Here is a 23320-nt window from a genome sequence, read left to right as displayed (position 1 = left end):
GCGCATTCCGCATCTTATGAAAATAGCAGTTGTAGGCACCGGTTACGTCGGTTTGGTAACGGGTACGTGCTTTGCCGAAGTGGGCATCGAGGTAACGTGCATTGATATCGACCAGAAAAAGATTGACAATCTCCACCAGGGCATTCTCCCGATTTACGAGCCGGGCCTGGAAGAAATGGTGACCCGCAACGTGGAAAAAGGGCGGTTGCACTTCTCTACCAACCTGGCTGAAGCCATCAAGGACTGCGACGTGGCCTTTATTGCCGTGGGCACTCCTCCCGGCGAAGACGGCTCGGCCGACCTGAAATACGTGCTGGCCGTAGCCAAAGGCATCGGCGAGCACATGAACAACTATTGCGTCATCGTTACGAAAAGCACGGTGCCCGTGGGTACGGCCGCCAAAGTGCGTGCCGAGCTCGCGAAAGCTCTGGCTACCCGCAACGCCGACATCGAGTTTGACGTCGCTTCCAACCCCGAATTCCTGAAGGAAGGGGCTGCCATCGACGACTTCCTGAAACCCGACCGCATTGTAGTCGGCATCGCTTCGGAGCGCGCCGAGGAAGTGATGAGTCGTCTCTACAAGCCTTTCCTGCTCAACGGCCACCCGATTATTTTCATGGATATTCCGTCGGCCGAAATGACAAAATATGCGGCTAACTCCATGCTGGCCACCAAAATAAGCTTCATGAACGACGTTGCTAACCTGTGCGAAATCATGGGGGCCGACGTGAACATGGTGCGCCGCGGCATCGGCTCCGATGCCCGCATCGGCACCAAGTTCATCTACCCCGGCATCGGCTACGGCGGCTCCTGCTTCCCCAAGGACGTGAAGGCGCTCATCAAAACCGCCCAGGAAAATGGCTACGACATGCAGGTGCTCCGCGCCGTGGAAAGCGTGAATGAAGACCAGAAATCGGTGCTTTTCAACAAGGTCAGCAAGCACTTCGGCGGCGACCTGCGCGGCCTGAAAATTGCCATCTGGGGTCTATCCTTCAAGCCCAAGACCGACGACATGCGCGAAGCACCCTCACTGGTTATCATTGAGAAACTGCTGGCCGCCGGCTGCACTGTCACGGCCTACGACCCCGTGGCCATGCCCGAAGCCAAGCACTCGCTTGGTGACAGCATCACCTACGCCAAGGACGAGTTCGATGCGCTGATTGATGCCGACGCCCTGCTCATCGTGACGGAATGGCCCGAATTCCGGGTGCCCAACTTCAAAGTAGTGTCGCGCCTGATGAAGCAGCAGGTCATTTTCGACGGCCGAAACATTTACGAGCCCGCCGAAATGAAAGAGCTGGGCTTCGTGTACCACTGCATCGGCATCAAAACCGACCATAAGGAGCCGGCTGCTTAATTTTTTGATAATGGACCTAGATAGCCCGTCATGCTGAGCGGAGCCGAAGCATCTCTACTGCGAGAGTATTCATTTACTATTGCGGTAGAGATGCTTCGGCTCCGCTCAGCATGACCGTTCTTTTGGCCTCACAACGATATTATGACCAATACTTCCGAAGAAAAAAAGCGCGTCCTCATCACCGGCGGGGCCGGTTTCCTGGGCTCACACCTCTGCGACCGGTTCCTGAAAGAGGGCTACCATGTGGTGGCGATGGATAACCTGATTACGGGTTCCCTCCAGAATATCGAGCATCTGTTTGGCCGGCCCGATTTTGAGTTTCATCAGGCCGATGTGAGTAAGTTCGTGTTCGTGCCCGGCAAGCTGGATTATATCCTGCACTTCGCTTCGCCGGCCTCGCCGATTGACTACCTCAAGATTCCGATTCAGACCCTGAAAGTAGGCTCGCTCGGCACGCACAACCTACTGGGCCTAGCTCGCGTGAAAGGGGCCCGCATGCTGATTGCCAGTACTTCAGAGGTTTACGGTGACCCCGAAATCCACCCGCAGGTGGAAGAGTATTTCGGCAACGTGAACCCCGTTGGCCCCCGCGGCTGCTACGACGAGGCTAAGCGCTTCCAGGAAGCCATCACCATGGCCTACCACAACCACCACGGTCTGGAAACCCGCATTATTCGCATTTTCAATACTTACGGCCCGCGTATGCGCCTCAACGACGGCCGCGTGTTGCCCGCTTTCCTCTCGCAGGCCCTGCGCGGCGAGAACCTGACCGTGTTCGGCGACGGCATGCAGACCCGTTCGTTCTGCTACGTGGACGACTTAGTAGAAGGTATTTACCGCCTGCTGCTGAGCGACTACCACATGCCCGTGAACATCGGCAACCCCGATGAAATCACCATCAAGGAGTTCGGCGAAGAAATTGCCCGCCTCACCGGCGTCGAGTTCAAGCCCACCTACCAGGCCCTTCCCGAAAATGACCCGATGAAGCGCCGCCCGGACATTACCAAAGCCAAAGAAATTCTGGGCTGGGAGCCTAAGGTGGACCGCGCCGAGGGCCTACGCCGCACGCTGGAGTATTTTAAAGAGCACGTTAAGTAACGCGCGGAATGCGCCCGAAACCCCGCTAATAGTCTTTTTGAATGTAACATGGGTGCCGGGCGAAAGGCATGAGGTGCGGTAAAGCACGGCCGGGTTGCTACCTTTGCTACGTATCAACGCTAAGGTTGCAGCGATATAGACCAAATTAAAAAAGCGGCGGACTGGTAAAATCATAGATTCTGCCAGTCCGCCGCTTGCTTTGTTTTAAGATAAAAGCAAGGTAAAAAACTGAATTTGCCCTCACGGCGACTACGGTCGAGATAGGGTCCAGATACGGTCCGGCCACGGTGCAGCTATGGCGCAGCCAACTTGTACTCTGCAACTACGCCGTGGGAGCAGGTGCTGGGGTGCGTTCTTTGCAAAATACAAGAATGATATTTTGAAACCATAGGGATAGACCTGCGAACGATTTGCTCCCAGGAGCCCAAGGTGGACCGTACTGAAGGCCTACGCCGCTTGCCAGAGTATTTCAAAGAACACGTCAAATAATTTCCGATGGCCGATTATCCTGCTCCACACCTTATCGAGTTCCCCAAGCTGGGGGTGCCGGGTATTGGTTACATCTCCGTGGGCGAAAACGCCAAGGACCCTCTGCCTTTCGCGGTGCAGCGTGTTTTCTGGACGTACCACACCCCGGAAAGCATCGTGCGGGGCCGTCACGCCCATCACCGCACCGAGCAGGTGTTGATTGCCGTGGCCGGCCGCATCATTGTCACCACGGAAATGGCCGATGGTGATATTCAACTCTTCCGCCTTGAGGACCCCAACATGGGTTTGTACGTACCGCCCTGTGCCTGGCACACTATGCAGTACTCGCACACGGCGGTGCAGCTCGCCTTGGCCTCGCAGCCCTACGCGGAGGATGATTATATTCGTGATTACGCAACGTTTCGTCAGCAATGGGCACCCAAAGCCTGAGCCCGCTCGTGGCTGCCCGCCGCGCTGAGCTAGCCTATTATTCACCCTATTACTTTCTGCGGCAGCTCGCTGCTGAGCGCCAGCAGGAACTGTTTGGCACCGGGGCCGCCACCCGCTGGGAGCAGGAGGCCGGCGCTGAAACCGTGGCGGCTGCCTCCGGCGACGTGCAATGGCTGCTCCAGCACCTGACCTGGGATTCGGGCTACTTCAATGCGCCGATGTACCGGCTGTTTACAGCATTGTTCGATGGAATGACCAGTCCGACCCAACTGACGCAGGCTGCTACTGAGCTACGCCAGCAGCTGGCCGCCCGGCATGGAGCCGCTTACTATGCTTTCAGCGTGGTGCCGGCCGAGGATATTCGGCTGTTGCAGGCCCTCACCGGGGCCGGCTGGCAATTGGTGGAAACACGCCTGACTTACTACCGCGACCAACTCTCGTCTTTCGACTATCCGCGCTACCCGGTGCGCCCGGCTGCGGTAGGGGAGGCCGCCCTCGTTGGTCAGGTAGCGGCTACTGCTCGCAACGCTTACGACCGTTTTCATGCCGATTCTTGGTTTGGCACTGCTCGGGCCGATGCCTACCTGGCCCGCTACGCCGAAAATACGGTAGCTGCCGGCCTGGCCGATGTGGTGCTGGTGCCCGACCAGCCCGATTTGCCAGTCGATTCTTTCCTGGCCATCAGCGACCTTGCTCATGATGCGCAGGCATTGGGAACGGTCCTTTCGCGGGTGTTGCTTACGGCCGTTGGCCCGGTTAACCGCGGCTGGCACGTAAAGCTGATGGCCGAAACCGTGCGCCGTGCCCAGGCTGCCGGTCACGAAGCCGTGCTCATGACCACCCAGGCCACCAACCACGCCGTATTTCGGTCCTGCGAGAAGCTGGGTTTCCGGTTGGGGGCCACCAGCCATGTGCTGGCCTGCAATGGCCTGATGGATTGATTATTACCCGCTACCAAGTACCCCTACTCCGATGAATATTCCTTTCCTGAGCTTTGAGCCCCAGCACGCCCCGCTGCGCGATGCCATGACCGCCGCCTTCAGCCGCGTCTACGATTCCTACTGGTACGTGCTGGGCGAAGAAGTAAAGCAGTTTGAGCGGGAGTACGCTGCATTCAACCAGGTGGCGCACACTGTGGGCGTAGCCAACGGCCTCGATGCCTTGGTGCTGGCCCTGCGCGTGCTGGGCGTAGGCCCCGGCGACGAGGTTATCGTGCCTTCGAACACCTACATCGCCACCTGGCTGGCCGTGACGCAGGTAGGCGCCACGCCCGTGCCCGTCGAACCCGACCCCGCGACCAGCAACCTCGACCCGGCTCGCATTGCCGCTGCCCTCACGCCGCGTACCCGTGCCATTATGCCGGTGCACCTCTACGGGCAGGCCTGCCGCATGACGGAAATAATGGCCCTGGCCACGCAGCACAATCTGTACGTGGTGGAAGATAATGCCCAGGCGCAGGGTGCTTCCTTCGCGGGCGAAGTCACCGGCAGCTTCGGCCATGTGAATGGCACCAGCTTCTACCCTGGCAAAAACCTAGGGGCCATCGGCGATGCCGGGGCCGTGACCACCAACGATGCCGCCCTGGCCCAAAAGGTGCAGGTGCTGCGCAACTACGGCTCGCAGCAGAAATACTACAACGAAGTAGTGGGCTACAACTCCCGTCTCGACGAGCTGCAGGGGGCCCTGCTCCGTGTAAAGCTGCCGCACCTGCCGGAGTGGACGCGCCAGCGCCAGCAGGTAGCCGCCTGGTACGACCAGCACCTGGCCGGAATCCCCAACCTGCGCCTGCCAGCCGTGGCCGAGGGTGCTACCCACGTCTACCACCTCTACGTGGTGCACACGCCCCAGCGCGCCGCCCTGCAGCAGCATCTTACGGCCCAGGGCATCGGCAGTCTGATTCACTACCCCGTGCCGCCCCATTTGCAGCAGGCGTATCAGGCGCTCGGGTTTGCGCCCGGCAGCTTTCCCATCGCCGAGGAGCTGGCCAATACCTGCCTGAGTCTGCCCATGTGGCCGGGCATGACCGAGGCGCACGTTGCCGCCGTGGCTGATGCCATTCGCGTATTTTAATCAGCGGCCCTTTCCTTCAAAATTCCCGCCGTACGCCCCGTGCGCCTTCAATCAATCTACCCCTTCCATGCCCAAGCTCTCCGTCATCGTTCCCTGCTACTTCAACGAGGATAATATCCCGGTGACGACCCGCGAGCTGGTGGCGAACGAAGCAAATTTTCCGCCCGAAGTCACATTCGAGTACATATTCGTGAACGATGGCTCCGGCGACGACACCCTGGGGGCCCTGCGGCGGGCGCAGGGCCTTTACCCCGGTCGCATCCGCATCGTAGATTTGGCCGGCAACGTAGGCTCCTACAACGCCATTGTGGCCGGCATGGTTTATGCCACCGGCGACTGCCTGTCCGTCATCACCGCCGACCTGCAAGACCCCCCCGAGCTGATGGCGGAGATGTACGGCTACTGGCAGCAGGGCATTAAGCTGGTCATAGGCAACCGCCAGGGCCGGGAAGATACCGGCCTGTCCGTGGCCATGGCCAAGCTGTTTCATTGGCTGATGAAGAATCTGGCCCTGAGTAATATCCCCGACGGCGGCTTCGACTTCGTGTTTTTCGACCGACAGGTAGCCACCGAGGTGCTGAAGCTGCACGAGCGCAACTCCAACGTGTTCTACCTCATGGTGTGGCTGGGCTTTGCTTACGTCAACATTCCTTACACCCGCCGCAAGCGCGAAATCGGCAAGTCGCGCTGGACGCTTTCCAAAAAAATCAAACTGCTGGTCGATTCGCTGTTGGCGTTTTCTTTCGTGCCCATTCGGGCCATTTCCGTGCTGGGCCTGGGGCTAGGTTTAATTGCCCTCATTTACGGCCTCTACGTCATCGCCCTCAAAATTGCCAGCCCCGATGAGCCCGCCGGCTGGACTACGCTCATGGTGGTCATGCTCTTCGTATCCGCCTTCCAGATGATTGCGCTGGGCGTGATTGGCGAGTACGTGTGGCGCGGGCTGGATGCGGCCCGTAAGCGGCCGCTGTACGTGGTGCGCGAAACGTTTGGTTAGCAAAGCACAAGCCATAATTCGGCCCTCAAATCCGTGGCCTGAAATAGCGTGCTGAATATTAGCGTGAGGTCCGGACAGATACTGGCTTTACCTTTGTGAAACTAATTCAGCAAGCTGCCACAGCTGTATGGCTTACTGAAGCTGAAAGCATCTTGTAATAATGCCAGATATGTTAACAACCTGCGTAATTGGAGGAGCCGGCTTCATCGGACGATTTGTAGTAGAAGAATTACTGCGCCGGGGCGACCGCCAAGTGGTAGTGGTAGGCCGGGAAGACGATGCCCTGCACCTGCCCGTTGCCGTCCGTTATGTGCAGCACCCGCCCGATACCACCACCGAGCTGCTGATTCAGACGCTGAGCTCCGTCGATGAAGTAATCGACCTGGCCTACGCCACCGTGCCCCAAACCAGCTTTCAGAACCCCGTTAACGACATTCTGGTGAACCTGCCCGAGGCCGTGCGCCTGTTTGAGCAGGCGGCCAAGCTGCCCTTGCGCAAGTTCGTCTGGATTTCGTCGGGCGGCACCGTGTACGGTCCGGCCCAGACCGTACCACTGGCCGAAGACCATCCCACCAATCCGATTTCGCCCTACGGCATTACCAAGCTGGCCATTGAGAAGTACGCCCACATGTACTTCCACTTCAGCAAGCTGCCCATCGTCTGCGTGCGGCCGGCCAACGCCTTCGGCCCGGGTCAGCGGGTGTATGCCGGCCAGGGGTTCGTGGGCACGGCCATTGCCTCGCTGCTCGATGGCCGTACCATCGACATCTTCGGCGAGGAAGGCACTATCCGCGATTACCTGCACGTGCACGACATGGCCACCGGTATCGTGGCCGCACTGGTCGATGGCCGCCCCGGCGAGGTGTACAACCTTGGCAGCGGCGAAGGCCACAGCAACCGTCATGTGGTCGACATTCTACTGCCTCTGGCCCGCACCCAAGGGCTCATGCCCGAAATCCGAATCCTACCCGAGCGTCCGTTTGACGTGAAAGCCAATGTGCTGGACATAAGCCGGCTCCATGCGCACACTGGCTGGCAGCCGGCTCACTCCTTCAGCCATTCCCTACAACAAACATGGGACTGGTACGTGGCAAATTACGAGCGGGTGCCAGCCAGCAAATAAGTACCAACCATCCTACAATAAACAAGGCGTGCCAAATCCAGGACGCTTCCGCTACTTGCCGCTGTGATGACCACTAAACGCCTGCGAATCGGCTTCGTAACGAGTACCAACCCGCTCGACCGGCGCTCCTGGTCGGGCGTGCACTACTCTATTTTCAAAGCCCTGGAGCGCAATCTGGGTGAGGTAGTAGCCCTGGGACCGGTATCCATGCGCTGGCCCTTCGCCCTCGGCGACCGGCTCAACAGCTGGCTGGTGCGCCCCCTCACGGGCAAGCGCTACCAGTATGGCTGGAGCATTACCGTGGCCCGCTGGTACGGCCGGGTATTCGGTCGCAAAATAGCCAAGCAGCAATTCGACCTGCTGGTGGCTCCCGCTTCCTTCACCGAAATAGCCTATCTGCGCACCGATGTGCCCATTGTCTACATCGAAGATTCCACGCTCACGCAGCTTATCGACTTCTATCCCGGCCTGACTGGTTTGCTCGACATCAGTAAAAGTGAGCTTAACCACCTCGAAAAGCAGGCCCTCACCCGCGCCAGCCTGGTCTGCTACTCCTCGGAGTGGGCGGCGCAGTCGGCGCGGCAGGACTACGGGGCCCCGGCCGATAAGCTGACCGTTATCCCGTTCGGCTCTAACTACCCGTTCCCGCCCACGCACGCCGAAGCCCTGCGCCACCAGCCCGCCGCCGATAGCGGCTGCCGGCTATTGCTGCTCGGTGGCGAGTGGGCCCGAAAAGGCGGGCCCGTGGCCTACGAAACCATGGTGGCGTTGCAGAAATTGGGCACTCCGGCCACGCTCACGGTAATCGGCTGCGCCCCGCCCGACCCCGAAAATTATCCCAACCCCGGTTTCCAGACCATTCCTTTCCTGAACATGGGCGTGCCCGCCGACCAGGCCCGGCTGCACGAGCTGTTTAGCACCGCCGATTTTTTCCTGATGCCCTCGCGGGCCGAGTGCGCTGCCATTGCCTTTTGCGATGCCAATGCCTTTGGCCTGCCGGTGCTTACTACCAACGTGGGGGGCATTAGCAGCTTCGTGCAGCAGGGAGCCAACGGCTACATGCTGCCCCTGAGCGCTACCGGCGAAGACTTTGCCCGCCGCATCCAAGAAATTCTGTCCGACCCCGCTCTCTACCAACACCTGCGGCATAAAAGCCGCGTCCTTTACGAACAGGTGCTGAACTGGGATGTATGGGTTGCCAAGCTAAAGCAGGAGTTAGAGAAGAGAGAGCTGATATCCATAGGGTAAAAAGAAACATTGTTGTCTAGGTATCCAAAGATGTAAGGCAATGATTTTTATCAGCTTTGCTGAAAAAGAATATGAATATGATTAATGTCACCAAAGCATTTTTGCCGCCTCTCACCGAATACACTCATTATTTGGAGGGAATATGGGAGCGTGGCTGGCTAACAAATAATGGTCCACTTGTTCAACAGCTTGAGAAAGAGTTGAAGGAATATCTAGGTGTTCCACACGTTCAATTCCTCTCCAATGGAACAATTGCATTACAAATAGCAATCAAAGCCTTAGGCCTGACGGGTGAAATTGTCACGACGCCGTTTTCCTACGTCGCTACTACTACCGCAATACTGTGGGAAAATTGCGAGCCGATTTTTGTTGACATCGAAAACCAGACATTCTGCATTGATGCTACAAAGATTGAAGCTGCAATTACTCCGCGCACTTCAGCTATCTTGGCAACTCACGTCTACGGATATCCCTGTGACGTTTTAGCCATTGAAGAAATCGCCAAGCGTCATAATATTAAGGTTATCTACGACGGTGCGCATGCCTTTGGCGTCAATGTGCACGGCCGCTCACTGCTTAGTTTCGGTGATTTGGCCACTTGCAGTTTTCACGCTACAAAGCTGTTCCATACCATTGAAGGCGGTGCTATTGTAATTAATGATGACGAGCTGGCACGAAAAGTATGGCTCTATAAATCGTTCGGGCACGTTGGCGATGAATATTTCAGCCTGGGCGTGAACGGCAAGAACTCCGAGTTTCACGCCGCAATGGGCCTGTGCAATTTGCCCCGGGTGCCGGATTTTATTCAGCGCCGACAGCAGATTGCTGCCACGTATAAGCAAGAACTGGTAGGATTAGCAATTCGCTACCCTGAGCCTGATGAATCAAGCTTGGAATACAACTACTCGTATTTCCCTATCGTGTTCGGTACCGAAGAGGAAATGCTCAACGTGAAAGCGCGATTAGCAGATAACGATATCAATACCCGGCGCTATTTCTTTCCTTCGCTTAATAAGCTGCCTTACCACGTGGGCGCCGAGTGTCCGGTATCGGAAGATGTGAGCCTTCGGATACTATGCCTGCCATTTTACCAGGAACTCGAACAGCACGACGTACTTCGGATTTCACACATCATTCAAGAAGCTTGCCGATGAAGTTAGTGATAATGCAGCCATATTTATTTCCATACATTGGCTACTTTCAGTTATTGGCTGCCGCCGACCGGTTTGTGGTGTATGATGATGTACAGTTTATAAAAGGGGGATGGATAAATCGTAACCGCTTATTGGTAAATGGTCAGCCATGGCTGTTTACGGTTCCGTTAGACCAGCCCAGCCCTAATCGGCTGATATGCGACATTGAATTGCAGGCATCCAACCAGTGGAGGAATAAGCTGCTGCAAACTATCGCGCAGAACTATCAGCGTGCACCACATTTTGAGGCGGTAAATGGGTTGATTATTCGAATTTTTTCTGCAGAAGCCCGCACTATCGCCGACTTGGTGCGAGCAAGCCTGACAAACATTGTGGAATACCTTCAACTACCTGTTGAATTGGTGCCATCGTCTGCTGTTTACAACAATACCCATTTGAAAGCACAGGAACGCGTGCTCGATATCTGTCGCCTGGAGCGTGCCGATGTATATATTAATGCTCCTGGTGGGCGTGCGCTGTACAACGCCGAAGCGTTCGAGCGTAATGGAGTGGCGCTGAAATTTATCGAAGCCCACATTGCACCGTACAAGCAGTCGAAAAAAAACGACGCATTTGTACCAGGCTTGTCCATGGTTGATGTACTGATGAATAACTCCGTTCCTGAAGTTCAGATGCTACTAAATCAGTATTCGCTTAGCTAGATGCACAAAGCAATTGGAGGTTTCTTTGAACTGGAGTTGCCCACAGGCCCGCACCAACTTCACCCAAATGCCGCAGAGTCATTGAGCAGTGGCCGCGCCTGCTTGGTAAGACTGTGCCAGGAACTGCGCCCGGCCTTGGTATACTTGCCTTTTTACATCTGCGATTCGGTGCTGGCAGCCTTTTGGAGCACAGCTACCCCTTACCGCTTTTACGGGCTTACTGAAGCATTGGAATTGCGCAAACTCCCGGTGCTGGAAGCGGATGAGTATTTGCTTTATGTCAATTATTTTGGCTTAAAAGACAAATACGCCGCTGACTTGCAGCTTCAATATGGCAAACAGTTGCTGCTCGACCTAACTCAGGCTTTTTACTGCCAGCCTTCTGCCGGGCAATACGCATTTAACTCGGCACGCAAGTTTTTTGGAGTTCCGGATGGTGCTTACCTCTATAAACCCAATAATAACAGCGAAGATGAGTCTCTTCTGCCCAATAAAGACATCAGCATCGACCATCTTATTTTGCGTCATCTGGGCCGGCAGAGCGAGGCATATGCAGCTTTTAGCAAATACGAGGAGCGGATAACATGTGACCTCACTTCCATGTCTGCCGTGACACAAAGTTGGCTCTCATGGATTGACTATGCGGCAGTAGCAGCACAGCGCCGCGCCAATTATAATTTATACGGTAAATTGTTGATTGAGTATAATATAGCAGAAATGCCCCTGCAATCAAATGAGGTGCCATTTTGTTATCCGTTCCGGTGTGCGGGCATCAATCGTAAGCTTTTATTTGAGCAGAGTATCTTTGTGCCATGCCTATGGCATGAAGTTAACTCAAGGCCGGGCCATGAAGGTTACACCTTCGAAAAGCAATTAGTTGATGAATTATTGCCGCTTCCCATTGACCACCGCTATGGACCGGCTGAAATTGAATTCGTGGCTCAGCAAGTAATTTCGGCATTTCATCATCGAAATAATCTAATTTAAGAAGAGCGAATCAGAATGATGTCTGTCACAGACTGATTCTGCTTACAACTGCTCCTTTCACAAAACAGAAATGATTTAATAATTATTTGATTTGGTAATATGACTAATATTCATCTGCGGGAATTAACTCGAGACGACTTGCCAAAGCTTAACGAGTGGCGCAACGACCCTGAAATTATACAATTTTTAGGTGCTAATTTTCATTTTATCGGACCTGCTGTTGATGCTCAGTGGTTTGATGCATATCTGGTTAATAGAAGCACTGCTGTTCGGCTAGCTATTGTGGTGTCAGAGCTAAACCTTTTTGTTGGACTTATCAACTTAACAGCAATTCACGCGATTAATCGGTCGGCCGAGTTCTCAATTATGCTTGGCAATAAAGATTTTTGGTCTAAAGGTGTTGGCCAAAAAGCCACGAACCTGATGTTGCGCCACGGATTTAATGACCTTAATTTACATCGTATTCACTTAACAGTTTTATCAGCCAATATCAGGGCAATTAAATTGTACAAGAATTTGGGTTTTCGGGAGGAGGGAACCCAGATTGATGCGATTTTTAAGGAAGGTGCATTTTGTAATTTAATAAATATGGCACTCCTTAAAAATGAATTCAATGTCAATCGCTAATTATCCGGCTACTGACCGGCCCAAAGTAAGTGTGTTTATGATGGCGTATAATCATGCGCCGTATATCCGACAAGCATTAGACAGCGTGTTGGCTCAGCAAACGAATTTCTCTGTGGAAATAGTTATTGGCGAAGATTGTTCGACCGATGATACTCGCAGTATCATCATTGAGTATGTTGAACAGTATCCTGGCCACATTCGCGCATTGCTTCATGATGTAAATATGGGCGCTAGCCGTAATCAAGTGCTTGTTTTAGAAAACTGTACGGGTGAATATATTGCTTTGCTTGAGGGCGATGATTATTGGATTGACCCGCACAAATTGCAGAAGCAAATCGATTTTCTTGATAATCATCTCGATTATGCTATTAGTGCCCACAATGTGGTAATTGTGGGAGGAGAGGGAGATTTGACGGCTGCTAAAAAGTTGTACTACACGGAGCCCCCGTTTGATACTTACACAATGGTGGAGCTGGCAAAAGGTAATGTTCTACCTACCGCAGCTTGTGTTTGCCGCAACAACTTTACGGCTGGCCCCACACCCACGGGATTTCCCGAATGGCTCAAACAAGCGAAAATCGGTGATTTTTGTTTACATATGCTGGCAGCGCGCTTCGGGAAAATTAAATATTTTCCCGAAGTGATGGGTGCTTATCGTGTGCATCAGGGCGGCGTATGGAGTGTGCAAAATGAAGTAATGCGCAATGCTGCTCTTTTCGACACAATTCAGCTATTGAAACAGGAATTTAGCGGTAAAGCCCGGCAGAGCCTTAATGAATACCAGTTGCACAGTTTGTCGGAGATTTCCGACCAAGGCCGCTTGGTGCAAGGATTCAGTTTGGCCGATATACTAATGCCTCGCCAGGACGCAGTTTTAGCACTGATAAAAGAAGAATACATTCCCTTCATGCAGGACCATTTTACAAAGCAACAAGTGGCTAGTTCTGCTGAGTATCGCTATGGCGAGCATTTGTTGCGGCCACTACGCTGGTTACTTAACAAGGCTCGTCGTTAGGCGGAAACCACCACTAGTGGGTGAAAAACTTTAATATGTCGGGTAGTAATTATTAATAATTCCTGTTTTACAGTAGTTTACAAATAATTAGGGCTTCCGCATCAAAAGCCATATATTTCACATGCCTTTGACATACAGAAACTTTGGGTTGAAGCGTGTTTTGGGCCCTGTGTTTTCAGCCTGGAAGGGGGGTAGTTTTGGGGATGAATTTTTTTGCTTCGTTTGACCATTTGACGGACCCGCGTGTCCAAGGCCGGTGCCGTCACCAGTTTGTTGATATTTTGGCCCTCTTGCTGTGCGGTACCTTAGCCGGGTGCGACGATTTGCCGGAGATTTGCGATTACGGCGTGGCCCGGCTGGCCTTTTTACGCGCGGAGTTGGGGCTCAGCTTCGCCAACGGCATTCCCTCGACCGATACGCTGGAGCGGATGATGCAAGCGCTCAGACCCAGCGAGTTGGAGACCGTGTTGCGCACCTGTGCCGGCGCACTGGCTGGCCGCCAGCTCTGCGTGGACGGCAAGGAACATCGCGCCACCACGCCGGCCGGCCGGCGCCACGCACTCATCCGCACGGTCAGCGCGTGGGTGGCCGACGCGGGCCTGAGCTTTGGGCAGGTGCAAATCGGGGGAAAAACGAACGAAAAAACAGCCATTCCCGCCTTACTTGGGGTGCAACCCAAATTGTCGCTATTCCTGCCTGAGTGGGTTGCAGGGTTCAATGCGTTGTCGTACCAAGTGCCACCGATTACTCATCGCGCAAACGCGCATGGTCAAGACCCGCTGTGCGCCGTTGTTGCTCCAGCGTTGCCCCGCCCGCTTTAAGCGCCGTTGCATCACCGTGCGGTGAGCGGACTCGATGGCCCCCGAGCCAATCAACAACCCGCGTTCGCGGTACGATTTATAATCCATCCGGTCGCGGTTTGATTGCAGGTACGCACCGATGGAATGGCGCAAGGCAGGGGCTATTTTCAACTGCTGGAGGTTTGTCAATACTTCATCTAACTTACTGTCTAATAGTAATTTGCGTTGTATATCAAACCAGTCGGCAGCCGCTTGTCCGGTCCCAAGACCCGCCTTTCCGGCTTGGCCAATGTGTTCCATGGCGTGGTAGAGGTCCAAAATCAGCGTTGCCTGCGGACACGTTTTTTCCATCAGCTGACGCAGCCACAGCGCCCCGTCGCTGATAAAAACCAGGTCGCGCCCCCGGCCGTTGTAGGGGGCGAGTTGCGTCGCTAATTTGACCCCAAACGCCGCCGCATTCCCTAGATGGCCCACAAAAACGGATGAGGCAATGTGCCCGCCCCGCTCCTCTACGGCGCTCGTTTGCAGGGCTGTAGCCGCAAAAATACGGCCCAGTTTCACTTCTTTGTAGCCTTTGTCAGTCAGCAGCATGGCCCCGTCCGCCTGCGCGTAGACGACCCCCACGGCGGCGGCATCGGCGGCGGCATCGGCGGCGGCATCGGCGGCGGCATCGGCGGCGGTATCGGCGGCGGTATCGGCGGCGGTATCGGCGGCGGTATCGGCGGCGGTATCGGCGGCGGCCAGGTTTATATCGTCGGCGATGGCCCCGCCGTAAAAGTGCGTCAGGCGGTCAATTTGGCTGGCCCCCACGGATAGGCCCAGCAACATTTCGACCAACGCGGCGGCCTGTTGATAGACCTCGAATTGCCCCAAAAAAACCAGTTTCTCCTGTAGGTAGGGGCTGATACCAAACCCGTTCGGATGATGGCTAAATGCCTGATTGTTCGCTATGTGAATCTGACCAAAGCGGGTCGTCATCTTTTTTTTTACGGCGGTCAGCCGGCACAACGCCGACGTTGCGCTCCAACACTTGACGGCCCAAATCCATCCAGATGGCTTCAAAGGATTTCTCGTAACCGTAAAACGTCGGCTGGGTCGCAAGCGCCTGCAAATCGTCGTATTTTTGCTCGGCCAATGCCAGATATTCAGCCTTGCTCATGGCGGTGGTAGGTGCTGTTGTCATGACACAAGTTAATCCGAATTTAGCGACAATTTGGGTTGCACCCCTTACTTGAGGCCTTGGATGTGGCGGGCAGCATCGTGACCATTGATGCTATCGCCTGCCAGCCCAGCATCGTGGAACGGGTCGTGGCAGCCGGGGCCAACTACGTTATTGCCTTGAAAAAGAACGCCAAAACCTTGTTTGAGCAAGCGCATGACCATCTTTTGGCCCGCCGCGACCACCTGCCTCAGCACCGCAGCCGCAACCTGGGCCACGGCCGGGGCGAGGAGCGCACGGTCACCATTTGCCAGGACTTGAACTGGCTGGAGGCCACGGCGGATTGGCAGGCGCTGCACACGTTGGTGCTGGTCGAAACCGAACGCCACACCAGCACTGGCACTACCCACAGCCAACGCTTCTATATCAGCTCGTTAACCGACCCAGACCCCGCCGTTTACGCCCGGCTCATCCGCGGGCACTGGGCGATTGAAAATAACCTGCATTGGCAACTCGACCTAACTTTCCGAGAAGACCAGTGCCGCTTACGAAAGGGAAACGCCGCCCTTAATGCCAATATTTTACGCAAAACAGCGCTTTATCTGCTGGGGCAGGACCCCACTAAAATCAGTTACAAGCGGAAGCGCAAACGCGCAGCATATGATAACCAGTACTTACACAAGCTGTTGCAGAATATATGACTTTTGATGCGGAAGCCCTAACAAATAATGAAGCCAGACAGTTTTATGTTTTCATAACACTAGAGCGTAATAACTTAGCAGGCAGTGGTGATTTACTTTGACAAGTATTAGACACGCAATACGAGGTATTGAATACCTTCCAATGTCGTAGTCAGGCGTTGTTAATTCCGGGCCAATCGTCGGAAACGGGTAGCCTAGGCAAAGGAGCGTCCCACAACTCAGCGTCTTAGCAGCAACACAAAGCTTGTTTGTAGGTAGTTTCACCACGTGCAGGGGGCAACCTGCGCTGGTTGCTACACCGTGTGACCTTAATGTACAAATGCCTAAGCGTGTCGACGGCCAAGGCACTTACTGCCTTTGGGCCGTTTGGGGCTACCATACCCGGCTCAGTACCTGCTTTCGGGTGTGCTTTGTAGCATTAGGCTGTTGCGCAGGGTGGCCGAGGGCCCGGGCAGCCATCCTGCGCAACAACTGGCGCAAATCATTTACCATCGTTTCAAAATAGCGGGCCTCAAGCCATCGTTACAACTGCTCGTAAACGGCCAGCCAAGCTAGAAAATCACCCGGCAGGTGGCGCCAAGATACCCCGGTGCGTCCATGTAGCGCACGGTATTGAACAAGCTCCGCAGCGGATATTCCTGTTGCGAGACCTTTTTGCTCATTCTAACCCATCTCAATTAAAGGCTTTGCCAACGCCCACTAAGCTCGTTTGATTGCAGCGTTGTGCTGCATAGCCGTGCAGTAAAAGTCGATATGGGCGGCTACGCAGTTCGTCATCGAAAACTGCTCGAAGGCTTCATTGGCTAGTGCGGCCTGCTCGCGTAGCAGCGTAGGATTGTCGAAATAGCGGGCCATAAAGCCGGTCAGAATGGCCGGGTCAATCTTGTAGTTCTCGTCGATAAATCCTTCGGCGTCTTTGGGCAGGTTGATGACGAAGCCGGCTGCGCCATCGGGCGTTGTAATCATATTAGCGCACTCGGCAATGTCCGTCACAATAAGGGGTTTTCCCTGGCTCAGGAACTCCACAATCACGGTCGGGATGCTTTCGCCGAATGTTGAGGGCAGTAGACCCACGTCCGAAATATTAATCCATTCGTTGCCCTGAATCTGGAAGCCTACGAAATGGATGTTGGCCTGCTGGTACTCTTGCTTGAGCTGTTGCACGTAGGCATTGTCGCCAATAAGAATCAGGTGGCTGTCGGGGCGGTTAAGGCGCTTGAATGCTTCGATGACCAGCGGCCAGCCCTTGGCGGGCACACCCCGGGCCATAAACGTGAACACCAGGTCAGAAGGCTGAACGCCCAGCTGTGCCCGGGTAATGTTATTCGACGCGGGCTGCGGCTGAAATCCGTTGTAGATGCGCCGAGTCGGAATTTGCCGGGCAACGGCCTGATTGATGACCGGCTCCTTCAAAAAGTATATGTTGCGGTCGGTGCCATACACAATGCCGTCGAGGGTCGACAGGCATTTGTTCAGCTTAGTGATATAGTCTTTAATAATATAGCCGTAGTTGTTAAGGTAGTTGTGCAAAAAGCCTTCGTGCGTACCGTGCATGCTGGCCACCCGCGTAAAGTTGGTATCTGCATCTTTCGCCAGCGACAGGATGTAGTCGCTGACGAACATGTGCGCGTGCGTTACTTCTATCTGGTTGGCTTTGATAAACTGCTTCAGGTGCCGTACCACGATGGCTTCGCGAACATTGAAGTCGATGTGTAAGCGGCGGCACACCGAAGTGGCCTTTTCAATAAGCCAATCGGCTTTGCTTTCGAAGGTTACGAGGGGCACATCCGGCGCATTATGGGCAAGCATCTGCCGGTCGATATGCTGGCGGTTATGAATGGTGTATAACCATACCTTGTGGCCAGCCTTGTGCAATGCCTGGGCCAGCCGCGCCGAAAAAATCTCGGCTCCTCCTATCGAAAAAGTGTCATTTACGACTAAAATATTCATAAAGTATTGCGCAGAACGGAGATTGTCAGAGAGTGAATTGACAGATAAAAAGCAAAGGTACTTCGCAGATGAGCCGCTATAAAAGCCATGGTACCGAGGAATTCACCTGATAGCAGGCTGGTACGACCCGCGCCGAATCAAAGGTAGGGGGCTCTGCAAAGGCCGGACAGGGGTTTGCCAGCTACCTACGTAACTGATGTTACGCAGTCGTTTTCCGGTCTAAATACGTTTTTCGATGGCTTGCACGCTGGATTTGTACACGGATTATCTCATCAGCTCGACGGGCCAAACGTCGGCCACGGGCCTCTCGCGCCTCTTCGACGGACAGCTTAGTCACGACCAGGTGACGCGCTGGTTGAGTAGCGTGTACCTGGATTCGCGCCAGGTCTGGGGCCACGCCAAACCGCTGATTCGGCAGACCGAGCGGGCACTCGAAGCGGACGATTTTGCGGTCCTTATCGTCGATGATTCGATTCTGGAAAAGGCCCACACCGACCCCAATGCCCTGCTCTGTACGCACTACGACCACAGCCTGGGGCGCTACGTGAAGGGCCTCAATTTCGTAAGCCTGCTCTATGTGGCCGGCGCGCTCTCCGTGCCGATTGCCGTGGATCTGGTGGAAAAAACACAGGCTGTAACGGACCCTAAAACCCGGAAAGTGCGCCAGAAAAGCCCGCTGACGAAGAATGAAATGCTCCGCGCTATGTTGCGCGTCGCGCAGCAACAAGTGGCCTACCGCTACCTGCTGGCCGACAGCTGGTACGCCTCGGCCGAGAACATGAACCAGGTGCGTGAACTGGGTCATGACTTTATTTTTGCCCTGCCCACCTCGCGCACCGCCGCCCGGAGCGAAGTGGCACGCGGCAACGGCGAGTTTCAGGCCCTTGATACGCTGGTTTTCCCCGAGGGGCAGCCCCTGCGCGTCTGGCTGCGGGGTGTCGCGGAGGCGGTGCTCGTGGTCCGGCAAGTCTTTACCAACAAGGACGGCTCGCAGGGGGTATTATATCTGGTGAGCAGCGATACAAGTTTGACCTGGGAACAAGTGACGATAATCTATCAGAAAAGGTGGAAAATTGAGGAGTACCACAAATCGCTCAAGCAAAACACGTCGATGGGCAAGTCGCCCACGAAAACCGTCGAAACGCAGGCCAATCATTTCTTCTCTTCTATCCTGGCTTACATTAAGTTAGAGAAGATAACCCGGCAATTAGGCATCGGCCATTTTCGCCTCAAAGCCATGCACTACATGTTGACCAAAATGGCTGCGTAACATCAGCTACGTAATACTACCGGGTAGCGGATAATCCGCTGCTGGCGGCGGCCGGTCAGTAATGGTGCATGGTCCGTACCTTTGAGGGCCGGGCCCGTAAGCGAAATGTAAACGATGGGTCGACTAATTAGCCCAATGCCACTGGCGTTGTATTAAGCGTATGAAAAATGGAATTATAAGCTATTCGCTGGGTAGTATTATTTATTATCTGGACCCGGCCGAGAAGCGCAAATCGGTGGTGATGTTTCTGTTGCTGCTTTTCACGTCGGTGCTCGACGTAGTAGGTCTGGCTTCGCTGGTACCCGTGATGATGGTAGCTGCCGAGCCGGGTGGAGTACAGAAAAGCCGGCTGTTCGCGCCCGTTTTCCGGGCACTGAACTTCGAGTCGGAGCGTAGTTTTCTCATGGCGCTCATTGGGCTGGTATTTCTGTTTTTTCTGTTCAAAAACCTGTTTTCGACCTGGGTGAACTACATGCAGACCCGCTTCACTACCAACCTGGGGTTGAAGATAGTGAACAGCCAAATCGATAAATACCTGCATTTTCCGTTCTGGGATTTTAACCACTTGGGCTCGGCCAACCTGATAAATAGCGCCCTCGAAGTGCCGCGCTATTACGTGAACATGGTCGTGCGGCCACTGTTCATTCTGTTTTCGGAGGTAGCCATTGTTGTGGTTATCGTCCTGAGTATTCTGCTCTACAAGCCGGTGTTGCTGGGGCTGTTGGCGTTTGTGCTGGTGCCTACTACGCTGCTTACCTACCGGGCACTACGGTCCCGCTCTCAGGCCATCGGCAACCGGGTGAACGAGTTGCGGCCGGTTTCTTACGGCGTCATTGGCGACATGTTCATCGGGTTTGTGGAGCTGAAACTAGCCCATAAGCAATACCGCTTTCGCGACCGCCTGCTCGATAACCAGCGTGAGATTCAGGCTCTCGACTCCGAGTCGTATCTCTATTCCCTGCTGCCGCTGAAGGTGATTGAGATGGTGGCTATTCTGGGCGTGCTTACGATTTTTCTCTACGCCATTCTCTTCCCGAGCAATTCCAACAACCTCATTGCCCTAGTGGGTCTATTTGCTGCGGCAGCTTACCGACTCATGCCTTCGGTGAACCGCATGCTCACGGCCATGATGCAAATCAAGCAGTCCCAGTCCAGCATAGAAAACCTGGAGGCCTACCGCGAGCCCCGCTACAACGAAAAGCCTCATTCACAGCAACTACCCCTCACCTTCAAGCAGAGTCTGGCGTTTGATGACGTAACGTTTAGCTTTCCGGGGGCTGAGAAACCTACTCTTAATGGCATTAGCCTGAATATCCGGCAGGGCGAAAAAATCGGCTTCATCGGCAGTTCAGGCTCGGGCAAAACCACGCTTATGAACGTGCTGCTGCGCTTCTATACCGAGCAGCAGGGCCATATTCTGGTCGATGGCCAGCCCCTGACGGCTCAACATCTACATGCCTGGCACAGTATTTTGGGCTATGTGAAACAGGATACCTTTCTGATGGAAGCCTCCATCCAAGACAATATTACTCTTGGCGATGCGCAGGTTGACGAGGCCAGGCTAGCTTATGCCATCGAGCAGGCTTCGCTACGCAAGTTTGTGGTGGGGCTACCGGAGGGGGTGCACACGCACATTGGCGAGCGCGGCTCGAAGCTCTCAGGCGGCCAGCGCCAGCGTATCGGCATTGCCCGAGCCCTTTACAAGCAAACCCGAGTGCTGGTGCTTGATGAGGCTACCAGTGCCCTCGATAATGAAACCGAGCGCGAGGTGAACGAAGCGATAAATAAACTGTCGCAAACGGATATCACCATCCTCATCATCGCGCACCGCATTACCACTCTGCGCGAATGCAATCGGATTTACGAGCTTAGCGATGGTAATATAATTGCAGAGCACCAGTATGAAAACCTGATGCAGAGCATTATTGCTTAAGGCATAACACTGCCGGGTGTATATGCCTGATTACCATGGTCCGGGTTAAGTCTGCTGGGTGGTGTTGGCTGGTTGAGGAAGGCAAATGTACTAGTGTTAGCAAGCTGTCAAAGCAGCCTGATTTCAGCACGCTCTTTCGCTCTTATTCATTATTACCCGTGCCTGCCCAGATAACGTTTGCCCCACCTTATATTAATAACTAATGACTATCGTGCCGATAACCGGTGAACCAACAGCGCTGCCCCCGCCGGTAGCCGTGCCAGTTTCAGCGGCAGGACAAGGTGCTGGGGCGAGGAAGAGCTATCTGGTGGGGTTGGATGCGCTACGGGCCGTAGCAGCAATCAGTGTCTGCCTGTTTCACTTCACGGGGGGCATGATGCCTAAGCTGATTGTGCCCGCCATGCAATCGGTATTTTCATCCGGGTACCTGGGCGTCGATATCTTCTTCGTGATATCAGGCTTCATTATTCCTTATAGTCTGGTAGGGAAAAACCATCAGATTGTTGGTTTTTTTTCTTACATCAAGAAACGCATCCTGCGCATTAATCCGCCTGCTTATGCGTCTATTGTGCTGGTGTTGGGCCAGTGGTTTCTGATTGATAAGATAATCCAACACAATAACCATTATACCGGTAGTTTGAGTTGGGGGCAATTGATTAATAATTTGCTGTTCACTATTCCATTTACCAATTATAAATGGATTAGCGGCATTTTTTGGACGCTGGCCATCGAATTCCAGTTTTATCTGTTCGTTGGCATCCTGTTCAGCTTATTGTTTGAGCGGTCGGTGGCCTGGTTTATTGGGTTGTATGTGCTGGTGGCAGCGGCATCATTTTTGCCACATACCGAGTTAATAGGTTTCCTGAACTATAGCTCATTGTTTGCGCTGGGAGGCGTGGCGCTGCTGTGGCAGCAACAGCGCATTCCGTTATGGGCTTACATTGCCGGCCTCTTGGTTTTCGGGGGGCTCACGCTCTGGCAGTTGGAGCTTACAGCCGCACTGGTGGGCATTGGCACGGCCGTAGCCATCAATGCGATTAAAACGCGTATTCCCGGGCTTTCGTTTCTGGGAAGAATATCTTATTCACTCTACTTGGTGCATGCACTTATTGGTACGACGGCCGAATTTGTCTTGATTAAGCTATTGCCTCCCACTACCGATGCCCGTAAAATGCTGCTGACGGGCGTTTGCTTTGTGCTGGCTATTGTAGGGTCATATGTCTTTTACCGGGTAATAGAGCAGCCATTTATGCGCATGGCCGCGCAAAATGGGCGTTAGTATGTCCTCACAGGTGCCCGTTTTGCCGCCTGCTTCCGTGTTAATTCCTCCATCGCAACTACCTGCGCTTTCCCTTCTCTGAATTACTTTAAGCGAATGAAAATTTTTGTTGTAAGCCTATCGAGGATAGAAGCGAGAACCAAATACATAAAAGCGCACCTAGACGCCCTGAAAGTAGATTACGAGCTAATTGATGCGGTCGATTACATCAACCTGACCCCGGCCGACTTCGATGTAATGTCTGACCAGGAGGCCGTTCGGCAAAACCCTTTCCTCACGAAAGGCGTCATCGCGTGCTCACTGTCTCACGTGAAAATCTACAAGCATATTGTGGCCAACAACGTGGGGGTGAGCCTGGTAATCGAGGACGACGCCGCGCTACCCAAGAACATCAAGAAAATCCTGGATATCGTGGAGCGCGAGATTAAGGACGACGAGATTATCTCGCTCTCCTACTTCAACCACCACCAGGCTAAGGATACCACCGACATGAGCAAGTACGAGCGTAAGCCGGTGGGCGAGGGCTGCGAACTGGTATATCCCGTTGATTTGCAGGAAATTGCTTCGTCGATGGCCTACGTCATCACCAAAAAGGTGGCTGAGCGGATGATTGATGTGCTGATGCCCATCTGGGTGCAGACGGACTACTGGGGCAACTACTACGAAAAGCACGGCTTCGGCTCTTTCCGCTGCCTGTACCCGGTGCAGGTGCTGGCCGCGCCCATTCGCTCTTCCATTGAGTACGACTCGGCCAAGACGCTGACCAGCCGGGTGGCCTCGCTGGTGCGGAAGTACAAAGTGCCGGTGCTGATGTCCTACCTGGAAAAGCGGGCCAGCAAGATTCAGGGCGAGAAATACCACTTCCAGTTCGTCGACCGGCCGCCCTTCAACAAAGCGCAATAGGTTGAATGGAGGGCTGTCCCTTGCTGTCAT

General features: G+C 54.2%; 20 protein-coding genes and 1 pseudogene. 19 read left to right on the top strand and 2 right to left on the bottom strand.

Features of this window, described 5'->3' with window-relative positions; translation table 11 throughout:
• Positions 1-16 precede the first annotated feature (16 nt).
• The 14 genes from KQ661_RS18840 to KQ661_RS23150 all read left to right on the top strand — a co-directional run bounded on the left by KQ661_RS18840 (position 17) and on the right by KQ661_RS23150 (position 14116).
• Positions 17-1357 (top strand): UDP-glucose dehydrogenase family protein, encoded by a 1341-nt coding sequence (locus KQ661_RS18840; RefSeq protein ID WP_216727745.1) that lies wholly within the window; start codon positions 17-19, stop codon positions 1355-1357.
• A gap of 141 nt (positions 1358-1498) precedes the next feature.
• Positions 1499-2455, top strand: a complete 957-nt coding sequence (locus tag KQ661_RS18835; RefSeq protein ID WP_216727744.1) for a UDP-glucuronic acid decarboxylase family protein — start codon at positions 1499-1501, stop codon at positions 2453-2455.
• A gap of 495 nt (positions 2456-2950) precedes the next feature.
• Positions 2951-3373 carry a sugar 3,4-ketoisomerase gene (locus tag KQ661_RS18830; RefSeq protein WP_216727743.1) on the top strand — a complete coding sequence of 141 codons (423 nt, stop codon included), beginning with the start codon at positions 2951-2953 and terminating at the stop codon, positions 3371-3373.
• Positions 3355-4314 carry a hypothetical protein gene (locus KQ661_RS18825; RefSeq protein ID WP_216727742.1) on the top strand — a complete coding sequence of 320 codons (960 nt, stop codon included), beginning with the start codon at positions 3355-3357 and terminating at the stop codon, positions 4312-4314. The genes KQ661_RS18830 and KQ661_RS18825 overlap by 19 nt, the downstream gene beginning before the upstream one ends.
• 31 nt (positions 4315-4345) lie before the next feature.
• Entirely contained in the window at positions 4346-5443 is a 1098-nt protein-coding gene (locus tag KQ661_RS18820) for a DegT/DnrJ/EryC1/StrS family aminotransferase (protein ID WP_216727741.1), read from the top strand.
• A 67-nt stretch (positions 5444-5510) separates the two neighbouring features.
• Positions 5511-6440: a glycosyltransferase family 2 protein gene (locus KQ661_RS18815; RefSeq protein WP_216727740.1), complete on the top strand. Its 930-nt coding sequence runs from the start codon at positions 5511-5513 to the stop codon at positions 6438-6440.
• 169 nt (positions 6441-6609) lie between these two features.
• On the top strand, positions 6610-7563 hold the full coding sequence (locus KQ661_RS18810; protein WP_216727739.1) for an NAD-dependent epimerase/dehydratase family protein: 954 nt from the start codon (positions 6610-6612) through the stop codon (positions 7561-7563).
• A 66-nt stretch (positions 7564-7629) separates the two neighbouring features.
• Positions 7630-8811 carry a glycosyltransferase family 4 protein gene (locus KQ661_RS18805; protein WP_235727330.1) on the top strand — a complete coding sequence of 394 codons (1182 nt, stop codon included), beginning with the start codon at positions 7630-7632 and terminating at the stop codon, positions 8809-8811.
• 56 nt (positions 8812-8867) lie between these two features.
• Positions 8868-9965 (top strand): DegT/DnrJ/EryC1/StrS family aminotransferase, encoded by a 1098-nt coding sequence (locus KQ661_RS18800; RefSeq protein ID WP_317196135.1) that lies wholly within the window; start codon positions 8868-8870, stop codon positions 9963-9965.
• Positions 9962-10666, top strand: a complete 705-nt coding sequence (locus KQ661_RS18795; RefSeq protein WP_216727737.1) for a WbqC family protein — start codon at positions 9962-9964, stop codon at positions 10664-10666. Before KQ661_RS18800 ends, KQ661_RS18795 begins: the two co-directional genes overlap by 4 nt.
• Positions 10667-11653: a hypothetical protein gene (locus tag KQ661_RS18790; protein WP_216727736.1), complete on the top strand. Its 987-nt coding sequence runs from the start codon at positions 10667-10669 to the stop codon at positions 11651-11653. It begins immediately after the preceding gene.
• Between the two features lie 99 nt (positions 11654-11752).
• Entirely contained in the window at positions 11753-12280 is a 528-nt protein-coding gene (locus KQ661_RS18785) for a GNAT family N-acetyltransferase (RefSeq protein ID WP_216727735.1), read from the top strand.
• Entirely contained in the window at positions 12267-13295 is a 1029-nt protein-coding gene (locus tag KQ661_RS18780; RefSeq protein WP_216727734.1) for a glycosyltransferase, read from the top strand. The genes KQ661_RS18785 and KQ661_RS18780 overlap by 14 nt, the downstream gene beginning before the upstream one ends.
• 203 nt (positions 13296-13498) lie before the next feature.
• Positions 13499-14116 (top strand): ISAs1 family transposase, encoded by a 618-nt coding sequence (locus tag KQ661_RS23150; protein WP_394369633.1) that lies wholly within the window; start codon positions 13499-13501, stop codon positions 14114-14116.
• On the opposite strand, the pseudogene KQ661_RS18775 reads toward KQ661_RS23150, so the two are convergent.
• Positions 14006-15278: pseudogene (locus KQ661_RS18775) on the bottom strand (hypothetical protein); the annotation flags it as partial. The gene KQ661_RS23150 and the pseudogene KQ661_RS18775 sit on opposite strands and share 111 nt — an antisense overlap.
• A gap of 35 nt (positions 15279-15313) precedes the next feature.
• On the opposite strand from KQ661_RS18775, the gene KQ661_RS18770 reads away from it, so the two are divergent.
• Complete coding sequence (locus KQ661_RS18770) at positions 15314-15955, top strand: ISAs1 family transposase (RefSeq protein ID WP_216727733.1); 642 nt, start codon at positions 15314-15316, stop codon at positions 15953-15955.
• Positions 15956-16654: 699 nt separating this feature from the next.
• Here KQ661_RS18770 and KQ661_RS18765 read toward each other — a convergent pair.
• Positions 16655-17905: a glycosyltransferase family 4 protein gene (locus KQ661_RS18765; protein WP_216727732.1), complete on the bottom strand. Its 1251-nt coding sequence runs from the start codon at positions 17903-17905 to the stop codon at positions 16655-16657.
• Between the two features lie 235 nt (positions 17906-18140).
• Between KQ661_RS18765 and KQ661_RS18760 the strand changes: the two genes are divergently transcribed.
• The 4 genes from KQ661_RS18760 (at position 18141) to KQ661_RS18745 (ending at position 23290) form a co-directional block, all read left to right on the top strand.
• The gene (locus tag KQ661_RS18760; RefSeq protein WP_216727731.1) at positions 18141-19175 is read left to right on the top strand and encodes an IS701 family transposase; all 1035 of its coding nucleotides are present in this window, start codon (positions 18141-18143) and stop codon (positions 19173-19175) included.
• A gap of 160 nt (positions 19176-19335) precedes the next feature.
• Entirely contained in the window at positions 19336-21108 is a 1773-nt protein-coding gene (locus tag KQ661_RS18755; RefSeq protein ID WP_216727730.1) for an ABC transporter ATP-binding protein, read from the top strand.
• Positions 21109-21310: 202 nt separating this feature from the next.
• Positions 21311-22387, top strand: a complete 1077-nt coding sequence (locus tag KQ661_RS18750) for an acyltransferase family protein (RefSeq protein WP_216727729.1) — start codon at positions 21311-21313, stop codon at positions 22385-22387.
• A 96-nt stretch (positions 22388-22483) separates the two neighbouring features.
• Complete coding sequence (locus tag KQ661_RS18745; RefSeq protein ID WP_216727728.1) at positions 22484-23290, top strand: glycosyltransferase family 25 protein; 807 nt, start codon at positions 22484-22486, stop codon at positions 23288-23290.
• The last annotated feature ends 30 nt before the right edge of the window (positions 23291-23320 follow it).

Origin of the sequence: Hymenobacter siberiensis, assembly GCF_018967845.1 — a bacterium.
GTDB lineage: Bacteria > Bacteroidota > Bacteroidia > Cytophagales > Hymenobacteraceae > Hymenobacter > Hymenobacter siberiensis.
This window is presented reverse-complemented; position numbering and strand designations above follow the sequence as displayed.